Genomic DNA, 13136 nt, shown 5'->3' with positions numbered 1-13136 from the left:
AACTTGCTGAGTACCCTTCCGGGAAGCCCCAGTTTGAGTTTCACCGTCCGGTACGAAGGTGAGCGTACCCAGGCGACGAACGCTCCATCCATTGCCCTGGACAGTGGCTCGTTCAACTTGAGCAAGGTGAGCAGCAGCCTGCACGCTATACGGCTCAAGACCAAGCAGAGGCGCCAAGGCATCTTTGAGCTCTTTGGTGCTGGCTGCGTCCACTTGAAACAGTCCCTGCGGACCACGAACCTCATAGACAGCACGGTCACGAGGAGCAAGAGATTTACCGGACTTACGGACTGTTTTCTTTCTGGGTTTCGTCATGTGTGTTCTCCAGTGCCAATTGGGCCAGAAGTGCAGTTTGGGGCCGCATGAATCTTACATACGGCATAGTAGGCCATACCGGATAAGGTGTTTGCGGACGAGTAGACCGCCAAAGCTTGGTGGAGTATTGAGCGAGGTCAAAAATGTCGGCCCGTATCCCACTCAACCCAGGATAGTGCAACAGATGGTCAGCCAATTTGAGCACCTGAGCGTGGGCTGTCTCATCAGAGAGTTGATAGGGCCGTTCGCCAGGTGCAGGTGCCCCACCACGTCCAGTAATGAGACGCGCAATGCGCTTGCGATAATGCTCGCGCGCGATCGTATTGAGACGCCACGTTATGGCCCCACGTTTCCCTCTGGCGAGCTGATAGTTACGCCATTCCAGCGGGTGCTCATTATCATCATCCAGGACATGACTCCACGTCTCACGCTCTCCAACAGGAGTGTTTGACATAAGCAACATCGGTACATTCTCCCCATCTGGATCAGGTGGCAAGATGACCAACTGTACGACCGGTAAACCGACCTTACGGAGCGCAGTACGGGTGCCATGATCAGCAGTGATTGTGGGATAGCGCTGAGCCTGTCTGGAAGCTATCGCCACAGCTTTAGGCACTGGAGCCAAAATAGGGGCAACGTAAGGCGACGATCTGCTTAAACGAGCCACCGTCTGAAGCGCTCCAGTCACGCTGGTGTGATATTGCATGTGCAGATTTTATTCTGTATTTGTGATGTAATTCTAGTACATATAAAGAATGTTCCTATCTAGGACAAATTCAATGGTATCTTCTCCACATGGTGCTGTCCTCGCAGACAAACCAAGGGCATGGCTCGCCACCAGTCCTAACCGACGTAGCTGCATGCTGGGGAAACCTCGCTGGTGCGGCTGCAACGGAGGCGTCGGGGTGCAATTCCCTGGCTCTATCCAATCCAAAAGGATTGGGCTTCGGCTTCAATGTTGGGCGACACGGAAACGGGCAAGTGATTCATCACGACCCCTGCCGTTTCGAAAAATTTGGGAGGGGTGCTGGGAACGGTACAACTTCTTCCCCACTGGTGGGCGTCAGCATATCGGTGACGATATGAGCAGCAATGAACTGACTCAGGGTGATGACCTGAGCGGGACTTTCGCAAGAGGGTTAGGTGCTGTGGCACTGTCGGGCGCAAGCTCAGCAGGTCGGCGGATAGCTCAAGCCAGTAACGGCAAAGAGGAACTTTGCTGTGGGGTGGATAGCTTTGCTCAAGGGCAAGCTATAGGTATAAGTGGTCAGAACCGGATGGACACATTCGGGCCGCTGAGAAGCGTGGACAACAGGCAAGCAGGTAAACCGCGAGTTCGGAACATTTGCGCGGCTAAAGGCTCTCTTGGAGCTGACTGTACAGCGAAGTTTGCATGGATGCTGACCGGGCTATATCACTGCGAAAGCAGCCGAAAGAAATGGATAACGTGGGAAGCTGCTGGCTATACATCAAACACTCGAGTTTTGAGTGGGCGGCCAGGAGTGGGAGCGGCGGATACTAGGTTCAAACAGGTCGAGCGGAAGCTGTTCCGTAAGCCCTGTGTACTGGTCGTGAAATTACGACTGGGCCGAAAACTGCCATCGGTAAAGGATGCGACTTCAGTGCATCTGGGAATGTCTGCGAGAACTACACGGCGGATGCAACGCCGAGCACCGGGACGTAAAGGGTTGGCCCCCAGAGCGTTAGCACACCTGACAGAGTGACTCCTGCAAAGTGTGTGGTCAAAAATATGCACATCAACTCCGTCGACCTGACGTTAAAAGGCTCGCCCGTCTGCAAAATGACGGTTCGCGTGTAGGGGAAACCCTGATCACCTCTGTCCGCCACCGGTAATACGACCTCTTCGGAGCAATAATCTCCCGCCCCCGCCCGGCGTAAAACGAGCCGCTTGACCGCGTAATCCGTCAACCGTCTCCTACCGCTGGAGACAGCCAGGCACCACGTCCTGGAGCGCCCCAATGAGAAATCATTGGGGACACTTTTTTTACTATCTCCTAGGTAGAACACCTGGCATGTTTTCTGCCCAGCCCAATCCTTTACCTGATCCGACGACCTCGACCTCCTCGATGGGCTGCCCGTTGGCGCTGCAATTGGGAACAGGCCCATCTCTACCAGCAAGAAAGTGTGGCGCTGGAACACTGGCACTGCTTTGAGCTGGAGCACAGCGAAGCAGATCAGCGTGCCCTCCCCAGTGTTTTTCCTGCACAGCAGAATCACCATCAATCACAGGCAATCGCGAATCGTTCACCAGCCCTCTGGGCGCTGGGAACGAGCTGATAGTCCGCCATCAGCACTCGGCGAGCCAGTAAGCGCCGGAGAGCTGCCTGAGCCACCGCTCGTTGGTCTTCCAAAGTCTCACGGTTATTCCAAGAGAAATGACGGTAAAGACGTTCTGGAGCCTGCAGATCAAAGACTGTTCCCTGAGCTATGGACCAAGCCGTAAGATAGTCTGTGCCGCCTGCCTGCAGGCCACTCCAACCGTACTGTTCTCCTAGAAGATGCATCTTTTTATGGTTTCTGTGGTGCCACTCCAGACCTGCACTGTCATAGTACATAGCCCGCAGGAGCCGGTCTCCCAAACGATGCCCACGGTCAAACTCGTAGTGACAGCTACAGCACATCATCTCAATCCGGAGATCATCGTCTGGACCTGAGCCCACGTGTGCACATGCCAGTGGCCCCTGTTGCCGAAGCAGAATCTCGCCGCCCCCGAAAAGGTAGTGACTTCGTAGCTGAATGTGCAAGTCGCCAGGCCGTAGCCCGCAATAGACGCAGCAGGCTCCCTCAGGAACAAGAATGCCCTCACCAGCTTTACTGCGATTCAAGTAGCGAGATCGCAGGTGCCCTGGCTTCTCAGAGACATAAGAAATGGAGGTCGGCAGCACACTATGTCTGAGCGGCGTAGTGACACGGTACTTGTTGACCAACATGGCAATCACCGCAGTAGAAAGCTGACCGACAGACCAGAATTCCATGCCACCTGGCATCTCTAGACCAAGCTGACAATGCACCTGCTGGTAAATCTCGCGGGCCTCATCAAGGGTGAGCCGGCCCATATCGGCAACCGTCAGAGTCTTTTTGGGGATCCTGCTTTGAATTTTTTCCATATCCCTTTTATCTCTGCGAAGCAGAGAGGGAAAAACGGTGCCGGAAACGGCTTACCAGCAGTAAGCTCCTACAGACAGACGTACTCCAAGTCCCCAAAAAAGGCCCCAGGCTCACCTCTCTGCAGCAAGAATCAGAGACAGATGAGGACGGCAAGTTGCCAGTGCTTCCGAATCAGTTTCATTCCTCTTTCTTGCCTCGCTTAGCTTTCGCCTTCATCTGACTCTCCAGCGTCGGAGCCAGCTCCTGGTAAAGCTCCAGCAGCCGCGCCAGCCGCTGAGCCTCGGTACTACCGCTCTTCAGCCCATACAAGGCGTCCACAGCGCGGTCAAGGGCATTGTGGGCTGCCCTGAGATCCACAGGCATCAGGTTGGGGTCGTACAGTTGCGCCAAGGTGCTATCTGGGTGAGCGGCACGTGCATTAAGCACAGTCTGAGCTGCCTGTTCCACAGCCTGCACCTGCTTAGGCTTGAGGGATTCCCGGTCAGGCCAAGGGAAAGTGTTGTACACAATGTCCTTGGTATAGCTGTAGTCAGACTTTAGTCTTCCACCTACTAAGCGCATCCAATCCATGTGCAGGCGGCTCTGGATGAGGCCGAAGGTATATAGGTCGGCGTCCGGCACCATGTAGAGCTTGTTATTAACTACGGTTTCTGCAGTGAGATAGCCGATGGGCACGTATTCACGGCGTTCACTGCTGAACCCAGGGATAGCCAGATAATTGCCTTCAGGGTGGCGATTTTCTCCAAACAGTGCCGGATTCTGCGCCTTCTTCCGAGTCTGCTCACGGGTGCTTGCCAGTCGCCACGCCTTCGTCGCCTCAATGCGCTTCCTAACCTCAGGCAACTGTGTCAGCTCAGCCGGCTCGGCCTCCACCAGCCACAAGCAATAGCGCATTCCACCATTCAGGAAGTCCTGCGCGTCCAGCAACGGTTTGATGAACTTCTCAGCTCCTGGTTCCTTTGCCAGTAGCTCGGCCCGCTCCTCCTCGGTCAGCAGCAGGTTCCCTCCGTCCAGCGGCATATTGCCGAAGTGAATGCCGGGTACACCTAGGCGCAGCGGCTGCCCAGCCTTACGGACGATGACGGGTGGGCCATCAGTCAGGTAGGGGGTAATGCTTCCAGCCTGTACCTCGAGAGGCGCAGCGGTAGGGCTGGCATAAGTGAACAGGCGGCGCGACTTTCCAGTGGCCTGCTCCGTGGGCTGAAACTGCACAATGACGCAGTGAACGGCGGCCTGCCCTGGGGCGTCGTTGCTCCATTTGAATGTACGGTGCGCAGCAGTGATGGTCTGGCCATAGCTTTCCAGCAGATTGCCCCACAGCGGCGCGACTTGCTCGCCCTGGGTCACGCTGTTGGTACTGACCAGGGCCGCAGCAGTCTGCAGCTCCGGATACTCGCGGCTGACGGTCTGCATGACCTTCGCGGCCTTGACGTACCACGCAGCCACATAGTCCAGCACCCCAGCATCCTTCACTCCATCGAATTCCCGCACGACCTGGGCACGCTGCTCTTTGGACATTTTCTTCCCTCCCACAAAGGGCGGGTTCCCGACGATGTAGAGGCGAATAAGACTGTGAGCATCCTGGTGCAGCTGGAGATGCTCAGCCCAGTCCACTTCCAGGGCATCCTCATGCCGAATGTGTGCCGATTGAGTCAGCGGCAAGTTCACGAAGTTCTGCCCCAGCTTGCGACTGGCCTCAATATTCATCTGGTGGTCAGCCAGCCACATGGCGACGCGGGCAATCTGGGCCGGGAACTCGTCGTACTCAATCCCATAGAATTGCCCGACGTTCACCCGGATGAGGTGCGCCACATCAAGCACTTGCTGCCCCTTTTGCTGCTCAGCCAGGGCATCTAGTTCCAGACGGCGCAACTCACGGTAAGCCAGCAGCAGAAAGTTTCCAGAGCCGCAGGCAGGGTCGAGGAAGCGCAGGGTCGGCAGCAGCTTCAAGAAGGCTTCCAACTTCCCCTTATTGCCCCTGGCCGCTTCCCGCTGGGCATGCAGCTCATCCAAGAACAGCGGTCCCAGGGCTTTGAGGATGTTCTCCTCTGAGGTGTAGTGCGCACCAAGGTTGCGCCGCTCGACAGGATCCATCACCGACTGGAACATGCTGCCGAAGATGGCCGGGCTGACCGCTCCCCAGTCCAGCGCACAGGCTTCCAGCAACATCTGACGCATCTTCGGACTGAAGTCCGCAAGGTCAATGCGCTCGGTAAACAGCTCACCGTTGACGTAAGGGAAAACCGCAAAATACTCCGGCAGATTGGCCTGCCGCCTGTCCCCAGGCGTATCTAGCACCTGAAAGAGACGGGCCAGGGTCCCCCCAGTATCCTCACCATCAGTACGGGTATGGTCGGCCAGCAGATCATAGAACAACCCACGTTCTTCCCAAAGGCCAGTGTCATCCCCGAACAGCAGAAACAGCAGACGAACCAGTAACAGTTCGAGGTAGTGCCCCGTGTAGCCGCTGTCTTCCAAGAGATTGTGGAGTTTACCCATCTGCTGGGCAGCCTTAACGTTTACCGGATCCGTAGGAGCCTGATGACGCAGCTGTTTACCTATCAGGAAGGCAAAGCGTTCTACTTCACGGGGCAACTCTTCAAGAGGAAATTCGTAGGCTTCCCCAGTAGCGACTTCCTGCAGCCGGATACGCCCAAAGTCGCTGACAGCAACCCACTGTGGACGTTCATGCTCTTCCAAAACCTGGACATACTCAATGGCCTGGCAGGTGGCATCATCCAGGTCACGCCCTTTTGATTTGTGTTCAGCCATAAACAGGCCAGGCCACAGCAGGTCAATCCTGCCACGCCCAGAACCCTTCTCTAGGCCCTTGACCTTACGCTCAAAAGCAGCCACACGACGACGGTCTATCCCATAAACAGCCAGGAATTCATTCCAAAAAGTCTGAGCCTCAGCGTTCTCCTTCACAGCATCCTGCCAACGCTCAGCAAACTGAGCCGAACGAGTGCGGATTTCATTCCAGGTAAGCATGTCCAGCCACTCTAACCGCCTAAAGCACAAGCAGCAGGAGAGGAAGAGCAAAAGGCCCTAAAAGACCCCCGCTCAGTTAGAAGCAAACAGGCAGCCTTAGCAACAGCAGCAGGCAGCGCCTCGCTAGCCTGTATAACCTGATACCACCCTGAAACTGACACTGTGCCAAGATTACTTTTTCCACAGGTCGGCATTTTTTGTGAGGGTATCGAGGCTCAGCCCAGTACGCTCAGCTAGAGCCTTACGGTTTACTCGCTCGCCCGCTGTCTGCAACTGAGCTACAGCAGTGCCTATGACAGCCCTGGTAGCCTCACGACGGCTTTCTGCACTCTGGGCCTGCCCCTGGCGCATGCGGGCCAGCTGCTCGGCCTCCGGGAGCGCTCCACCCCTATTGCGGCTATGGATGCGGCTTCTGGGGCTGCCGGTACCTGCTCCAGGACGATGGTGGCGGTTGATGTAGCGGGCGATGCTCTTGACGATGTTTCGCAACTCGCTGGGGCTGAGGGGACCACTGGGATGGTCAGCCCAGGCCACACGGTTCAGCTGGTCGGCCTGGTGCTGCAGTTGTTGCTGGAGCTCAGCGCCCAGATGGCCCTCGCGGGCCAGCCGGTAGCCGACATGACGCAATACCTCGAATGCGGCGCAGTTACGACTTTCAACCTCTACTGCCTGCGCGACCTGCAACAGTTCACGGCGTGTGGTGGTCGTATGTGGCACCGACGGCAACTCTTGGCCCAACTCTGGCAACGTGTAAATACGGCCTGACATAACCCGTGTAACGTGCTGCGGATGGTAGGGACCACGTGCAAGCAAGCCAGTGTAGGCAGGGTCAGCATTGTGGACATAGTTAAGAGCAGCACGGATGTCTTCCAGGTACTGCTGAGGGGCACGGTGACTGCGGCCTCCATAACTGATGGCATCGAGCAGCAGGTAACGGGGTTGCTGGTGTCCACTGAGGATGTTGAGGGTGGATGCAGTCGGCAGCGGCCCATCCAGAACATTCAGACCATTATGATGGTCGAGGTCCTGCCCGATAGACCATATACGCCCACGGGGATTTGGCTGCCAGTACACTTGGCAGATAGCCTCAGCAGCAAGCCTGCGACTGTCCTCACGGCCCGCTACCTGAGGGGTATCGCCGCAAAGCGACCAAGCCGGAGCGCGTTTTAGGTACTCACGGTGCAGTTCGTCTAGGGTAGTAATTCTCTTTTGAGGGGCGAGAGGGGGTGTTATAGTCCGAACACCCCCTCTCTAACGAGAGAGTGGACATGAAAATGTCCTTTCCGAGCTGGGTGGCTCAAGTGGGGTTTGAATTTCAGGAAAGTGGAGTGTTGGCGCACTCCGCTTTTTTTGTGCTTTTCCTCTAATTCATGAGAGCACTATAGCGAGCTGCGGCTCCAACCGTCCTACGTCCATCGTGAATGCGAATCTGGTTGGTTCGAGCCGGAATGAGCTGCTTGGATGGGTTAATTTTACCTTAATCTTCGCTATCTGCACTCCGTAGCAGCGCTCAATGAACGTCAGCACAAGCAGAAACTGAAACAGTCAGCCAGCCGGAGCGTGAGTCGGTTATTACCGGGATAATCAGTGTGCCTAGGCTCCTCTTTTCAGAGGCTTATCCTGATGTTCCGCCCACAGCCCTCGCTGAAAACGTTATACTCAACGTTAGTAATAACGTTATTTTTGAGGTGGGACATGATCTATGTTGTCGGCGGAATCAAGGGTGGAAGTGGCAAAACTACTGTGGCCACCAACCTGGCGGTGGCTCTCGCGATGGAAGGCCGGGACATTCTGCTGGTTGATGCGGATGACCAGGAAACGGCTACGGACTTCTCAGCGTGGCGCAATCAGCGCACCGATGGGAACCCTGGCTATACCTCTGTGCAACTTAGTGGCCAAGCAGCTCGACAGGAGTTGCAGCGGTTGGCGAGCAAGTTCGAAGATGTCGTTATTGACACTGGGGGCCGAGACACTACCAGCCAGCGAGCAGCTTTGACCGTGGCCGATATCTACCTGGTACCTTTCAACCCCCGCTCTTTCGACGTTTGGACTCTAGAGAAGGTGTCTAGGCTGATTCAGGAGATCCAGACTGTAAATCCAAGCCTCCGCTCGTATGCCTTTATCAACAGGGCAGACCCACGCGGCAGCGATAATCAGGAAGCAGCTGAAGCGCTTCAGGACACCGAAGCCTTGACTTTCCTCGACGCCCCGCTGGGGAACCGTAAAGCCTACGCGAATGCTGCAGCCCAGGGCCTGGGTGTACAGGAAATCCAACCGGAAGACCACAAAGCAACGGCAGAGTTCCGTCGCCTCCTGGAGCAGATTAAGTTAGCAGGAGGTGAACAATAATGCCAGTCAGCCGAGCACCTCAACGCTCCCTGCCGCCCGGCCGAGATGATGAACTTCCCGACGAGCAGAGTGTCCTCGAGATCATCCAGCGAGGGGGATCAGTCAAAGCCGACTCCAAGCCAGTCACAGATCCCGAAGTTCCGACAGATCCACTAAAGAAGGTCCAGCTCCGTCTATATCAGTCCATGCTGGATGAGATAGACGTGCTGCGCCGCCAGCAAGCTAAAGGCCGCCGGCCAGTGTCACGCCATGCTTGGATTGTCGCCGCCATCGAAGAAAAGCTTAAAAAATAATCTCAGATTCAACGTCGAAAATAACGTTATTTTTAACCTGCCTTATAGAGTTTTGGTTGATCGCTATTAAACAGATCAATCCTCAACCATTTAAAAGTGCTATTATTCAATGTGAATATATTGCCAGCAGAATTCATAACGATTTCTCTGCTAGAGCATTCAAACATTCATCCACTTGAGATTTTGTCTTTTGCTTTAGTAAATTATGTATAATATTTGGAATAGGAAACGCAGACTGTCGATGCCTAAAAAGGTTTTCCTGATTAGCATAAATTAGTTCTTTGGGGCTATTCAATGAGGGAGCGCGTATAGCCTGCTCAGTATTATTCTTAAGGCCCTGTAGCTTAGCTACTGCCTCTCGACTGTCTATATACAGATTTAGGAGTAATAGAGCAAAGGGAAGCCCAGGGATAAATACTTTAATCAGAGCTTCTCGAAAATATAAATCCATATATAAAGGAACGATGGCCAAGATTAAAAGATAAAAAATTACTCCAAGCAAAGTCCAGTATTGCAAACTGCGTCGCAAGTAGAAATCCCAAGAAGCATTAGTAAATTGACATATAAAAACTTGTTTCTCCCGTGGGAAGCGGCTCGAACTCGTATACCAGTTTATAAAAGGCATTAGTTCGATTCCACGGGATAAGTCTACTATCTCATGTATTGAAATTTGCTCATTCACTCTTTGAGGCGGCAACGGGACACCGTAGAGTTCCAAGTCATACATATCTCCCAGTATTGCTCCCCTGTTGAGCTGGGACGATAATAAAGAGCGGTACAGAAGCTCAACTAATATCAAGCACCCGCCCATACAAGCGATTACAGTGTCCCATTTCAGAGCAAACAGAGCATTAGCAATAGTAACTACTGCCAGGATTAAAGTTAAATAGAATACGATGGTGAATACAGTTTTTGGCGTACTGTAGGTTTTATAAATAGCGGCACGAAGACGTAGGAAATTTCGTTGATTTTGCCGCTCCTCAATATTCTCCAAAGTCGGCTCCCAGAACTCCCTTCCACGCAGATATGGCATCATACTGTGATGAGCTTTCTAACTGGCAGGCAGCAGCGCAAGCATCTGAAGCTTCTTGTAGAAGAACATGAGCTTTCCAGCGATCATTCCATGACAGGTCATTGATATTCCCATCGATGTCCTTTGGGTCCTTCACATCATAAGTAATACGTTCTGCCAACCCACTAAGAACATCACGCAAATTAAAATTCATATATTTCCCAGCGGTATTGCCAGGAGTGTCGTAGTAATCTAATACAAGTGCTTCAGTGAGATAAGAGGATAACGATAAGCCACGCTTACGCTTTAGCCAAAACTTAACAAGACGCACCACATCTAGAACATAACCTCCGTGATTCTGATTAATGCTCGTAGCCCGATTTCTATCTAAACGAGGATCTGTTTTTTTCCACCGCCCTGCTCCGTCAGGAATCAAATAATATGTTCGCCCATCCCCCTCTTCAGCCGTAAGGAATGAAGGTACGATGTCATATACCCACGGATAAGACGTAAGATTGAGAACAGCAGCCGAGCTGTCACGCTTCATTTCTGCTTTTCGGTATTGTGCCACCGATGATAGCGAACGAATGAACTGGTTAATTACTAAACGCGAATTGACTGCACCGGAGGCATCACGAAAAGGGGCAAGCCTATGGTTATCTGGCACGTATACATCGCAAGTAGTATCAGATAATAGCTGGTACCAACCCCCGCCTCCAATCAAGGTGATCATAAGATCAATATCATCAAGCTCTCGGCACTTTGTCCGGCGTGCGAAAGAGCCAAATTGAATATGTTTTTCATTATAAAGTAGAGGAAAAGCTGAATCCCTTCCAGGTAGAGCCTGAATCTGATCAATCAACCAATTACGGCTACTACGGGCATTTTTGACGGAATCAGGAGATAGGCGGACGGCGTGGAGCATGAATTGCTGAAATGCAGTGTTGACGGTAGAGCTGGTCATCTTCCTCCTTAAATTTGGTACGCTAGTGACATAATAGCATGGAAATATACGCTCATGAGTGGGTTAGTGCGGAGCCAAATTAGTTGAGAAAGTTAAAAACCTCGTAGGCATGTCTCACCAGTGCTTGCCACTCAGCTCTAGCTCCCTTGAAAGAGCAACTTTTTATTCCGCAGGGTATACCTCAACGTGACAACTTGAGGTGACAAAAAAGCCCCGCTTTTGCGTCACTTTAGGGTTGTATTTAGGTATTTGTGACAGGATTGACGAGTGCTCTAAGACCCTAAGGTGACAAAAGTTGATCCCTACGCGGGTATAGGGTCCAGCGGTTGCCTAGAACTCAGGAATAGGGGGCAATGTCGCCTTTCCAAGTTTGATGGCTTCTCCAGCCTGAGCATCCATCACGATATAGGCTCCCTCTTCACCCGCTTGAGCGACTAGGGCTTCATCACTGGCGTAGACCCACACACGTGAAACCCATCCATCGGCTTCCTGCTCCACCACTTGAGTCCACTGGTTCAGCTCGGGATCAGCTCGGGAATAGCATTAGTTATGCTCATGCGATAGCTGCTGTACTTTCCTCCCTTACACGGCTCAAAGGAGGGCGTCACACGACCTGGTTCCTGCCGAGGCGCATCCTCTGGAGAAAGAAACTCAGGGATGACCAGCAGCACCCCTTTGGGCGGCTTGCAGTTGGTATTCACAGCAGAGCCCACAGTGAGGTGCTCGCGGGGTTGTGCAGAGGCGGGAGGCGCCCCGTTATAGCTCCGTTTCAGAAAGTGGTCGGCATCCACGGCAACACCCCAGTTGGTCGCCCCTAGGGTGTCAACCTGCATTGAGAAAACGGCCTTCGTTCCAGCTGGGTAGGTCAGCATGGTGCCGATAATGTCAGGAGCATCGGTTAGAGCGATACCAGCCGCCTCTTTCCAGGCACGAAGATGGGCTTCATCTGGAACTTCAGCAACAGGATTGTGGTCCGCTGGACCACAACTGCTGAGAAGCAGCAGGCCGAAGAAGATGGCTCGGCGTAGAAAGGGCATAGGTCTTCAGTCTGCCGCTTTTCAGCTGATGACATCTTCACGCGCAGCCAGCATTGAAGCCCACCCTAAAGTGACAAACTAGCAGTATGCCCTCCACCATCGGATACAAACGGGTCAGCAGCTTTGGTCAGAACGAAGTGCGTCAGCTGGACGGAATGACCTTCGACAAGGTTTTTATCGACAAAGCTTCTGGCAAGGACACCCAGCGCCTACAGCTCCAGGCCTTGCTGGAGTATGTCCGTGACGGTGACACCGTCACCGTCCATTCCCTCGACCGTCTCGGCAGAAACCTGTTGGACCTGCAGGAGCTGGTCCAGAGGCTGACCGGCAGGGGAGTCACCGTCCACTTTGTCAAAGAGAACATGACCTTCTCTCCCGGAGGGCAGGACTCGATGTCTACCTTGCTGTTCTCCATCATGGGAGCCTTTGCTCAGTTCGAACGCGACCTGATCCGCGAGCGCCAGGCGGAAGGCATCGCTCAGGCCAAGAAGCGCGGGGTCTACAAAGGCAGAAAGCCCAAGCTCACCGCCAGCCAGATTGCAGAGCTGCGGGAGCTGGCTGCTCAGGGTGTGAAGAAACCAGAGCTGGCCGAGCGGTTTGGGGTCAGTCGCAAGACCGTGTACGAGTATCTGAAAGAACAAGTAGAAGCAACAGCCTGAGAGCTATGACGCATCCGCTGCAGCAGGCAGGCCAACCACCTATCTCAGCACTGTAGATCTCCTACAGCATCTTCCAGCCAGATCTAGTGCCGGTCAGCGTAAGCGCTTTCTTCTTTCCGATCTGAATCCTGGGAGACACCAAAAAGACCGGCAGATGTAGTGTCCGAGGTTTTAGGCGCAGTGTCCGGTGACACAGACGTAGTGTCTGACATCTTAGGCGCAGCGTTTGGTGTCTCTGTATCTACTGGCTCGCTCTGCTCAACTTGCTGAGTACCCTTCCGGGAAGCCCCAGTTTGAGTTTCACCGTCCGGTACGAAGGTGAGCGTACCCAGGCGACGAACGCTCCATCCATTGCCCTGGACAGTGGCTCGTTCAACTTGAGCAAGG

Annotated in this window: 11 protein-coding genes; 3 read left to right on the top strand and 8 right to left on the bottom strand. The window is 53.7% G+C overall.

From position 1 onward, the window contains the following. From OCI36_RS13195 to OCI36_RS13175, 5 genes are all read right to left on the bottom strand, one after another. Nucleotides 1-315, bottom strand: a 315-nt coding sequence (locus OCI36_RS13195) for a hypothetical protein (protein ID WP_261665540.1), incomplete at its 3' end; no start/stop codon positions are given. Next, nucleotides 284-1021, bottom strand: a complete 738-nt coding sequence (locus tag OCI36_RS13190) for a hypothetical protein (protein WP_261665539.1) — start codon at nucleotides 1019-1021, stop codon at nucleotides 284-286. The genes OCI36_RS13195 and OCI36_RS13190, both read right to left, overlap by 32 nt. A 1534-nt stretch (nucleotides 1022-2555) precedes the next feature. Further along, nucleotides 2556-3443, bottom strand: coding sequence for a hypothetical protein (locus tag OCI36_RS13185; RefSeq protein ID WP_261665538.1), 888 nt, complete (start codon nucleotides 3441-3443; stop codon nucleotides 2556-2558). Between the two features lie 178 nt (nucleotides 3444-3621). After that, the gene (locus OCI36_RS13180; protein WP_261665537.1) at nucleotides 3622-6435 is read right to left on the bottom strand and encodes a DNA methyltransferase; all 2814 of its coding nucleotides are present in this window, start codon (nucleotides 6433-6435) and stop codon (nucleotides 3622-3624) included. Nucleotides 6436-6606: 171 nt separating this feature from the next. Next, nucleotides 6607-7518, bottom strand: a complete 912-nt coding sequence (locus tag OCI36_RS13175; RefSeq protein WP_409996748.1) for a replication initiation protein — start codon at nucleotides 7516-7518, stop codon at nucleotides 6607-6609. A 612-nt stretch (nucleotides 7519-8130) separates the two neighbouring features. On the opposite strand from OCI36_RS13175, the gene OCI36_RS13170 reads away from it, so the two are divergent. Continuing rightward, on the top strand, nucleotides 8131-8784 hold the full coding sequence (locus OCI36_RS13170; RefSeq protein WP_261665536.1) for an AAA family ATPase: 654 nt from the start codon (nucleotides 8131-8133) through the stop codon (nucleotides 8782-8784). Next, nucleotides 8784-9077 (top strand): hypothetical protein, encoded by a 294-nt coding sequence (locus OCI36_RS13165; protein ID WP_261665535.1) that lies wholly within the window; start codon nucleotides 8784-8786, stop codon nucleotides 9075-9077. Before OCI36_RS13170 ends, OCI36_RS13165 begins: the two co-directional genes overlap by 1 nt. Before the next feature lie 133 nt (nucleotides 9078-9210). On the opposite strand, the gene OCI36_RS13160 is transcribed toward OCI36_RS13165, so the two are convergent. The 3 genes from OCI36_RS13160 to OCI36_RS13150 all read right to left on the bottom strand — a co-directional run bounded on the left by OCI36_RS13160 (nucleotide 9211) and on the right by OCI36_RS13150 (nucleotide 12090). After that, nucleotides 9211-10113: an S-4TM family putative pore-forming effector gene (locus OCI36_RS13160; RefSeq protein WP_261665534.1), complete on the bottom strand. Its 903-nt coding sequence runs from the start codon at nucleotides 10111-10113 to the stop codon at nucleotides 9211-9213. Continuing rightward, nucleotides 10058-11053: a hypothetical protein gene (locus OCI36_RS13155; RefSeq protein WP_261665533.1), complete on the bottom strand. Its 996-nt coding sequence runs from the start codon at nucleotides 11051-11053 to the stop codon at nucleotides 10058-10060. The genes OCI36_RS13160 and OCI36_RS13155 overlap by 56 nt, the downstream gene beginning before the upstream one ends. 515 nt (nucleotides 11054-11568) lie before the next feature. After that, a complete protein-coding gene (locus OCI36_RS13150; RefSeq protein WP_261665532.1) occupies nucleotides 11569-12090 on the bottom strand; it encodes a hypothetical protein in 522 nt (173 codons plus the stop codon). Nucleotides 12091-12176: 86 nt separating this feature from the next. On the opposite strand from OCI36_RS13150, the gene OCI36_RS13145 reads away from it, so the two are divergent. Beyond that, a complete protein-coding gene (locus OCI36_RS13145) occupies nucleotides 12177-12749 on the top strand; it encodes a recombinase family protein (RefSeq protein ID WP_261665531.1) in 573 nt (190 codons plus the stop codon). The last annotated feature ends 387 nt before the right edge of the window (nucleotides 12750-13136 follow it).

Source organism: Deinococcus sp. Marseille-Q6407 (assembly GCF_946848805.1).
In the GTDB taxonomy this organism is placed as follows: Bacteria; Deinococcota; Deinococci; order Deinococcales; family Deinococcaceae; genus Deinococcus.
The sequence above is the reverse complement of the archived record's forward strand: the minus strand, read 5'-3'. Positions and strand labels throughout refer to the sequence as shown.

Coding starts and splice junctions, on each gene's coding strand:
- OCI36_RS13190 (WP_261665539.1), bottom strand. CDS start 1,021: ATGCAATATCACACCAGCGTGACTGGAGCGCTTCAGACGGTGGCTCGT.
- OCI36_RS13185 (WP_261665538.1), bottom strand. CDS start 3,443: ATGGAAAAAATTCAAAGCAGGATCCCCAAAAAGACTCTGACGGTTGCC.
- OCI36_RS13180 (WP_261665537.1), bottom strand. CDS start 6,435: ATGCTTACCTGGAATGAAATCCGCACTCGTTCGGCTCAGTTTGCTGAG.
- OCI36_RS13170 (WP_261665536.1), top strand. CDS start 8,131: ATGATCTATGTTGTCGGCGGAATCAAGGGTGGAAGTGGCAAAACTACT.
- OCI36_RS13165 (WP_261665535.1), top strand. CDS start 8,784: ATGCCAGTCAGCCGAGCACCTCAACGCTCCCTGCCGCCCGGCCGAGAT.
- OCI36_RS13160 (WP_261665534.1), bottom strand. CDS start 10,113: ATGATGCCATATCTGCGTGGAAGGGAGTTCTGGGAGCCGACTTTGGAG.
- OCI36_RS13155 (WP_261665533.1), bottom strand. CDS start 11,053: ATGACCAGCTCTACCGTCAACACTGCATTTCAGCAATTCATGCTCCAC.
- OCI36_RS13150 (WP_261665532.1), bottom strand. CDS start 12,090: ATGCCCTTTCTACGCCGAGCCATCTTCTTCGGCCTGCTGCTTCTCAGC.
- OCI36_RS13145 (WP_261665531.1), top strand. CDS start 12,177: ATGCCCTCCACCATCGGATACAAACGGGTCAGCAGCTTTGGTCAGAAC.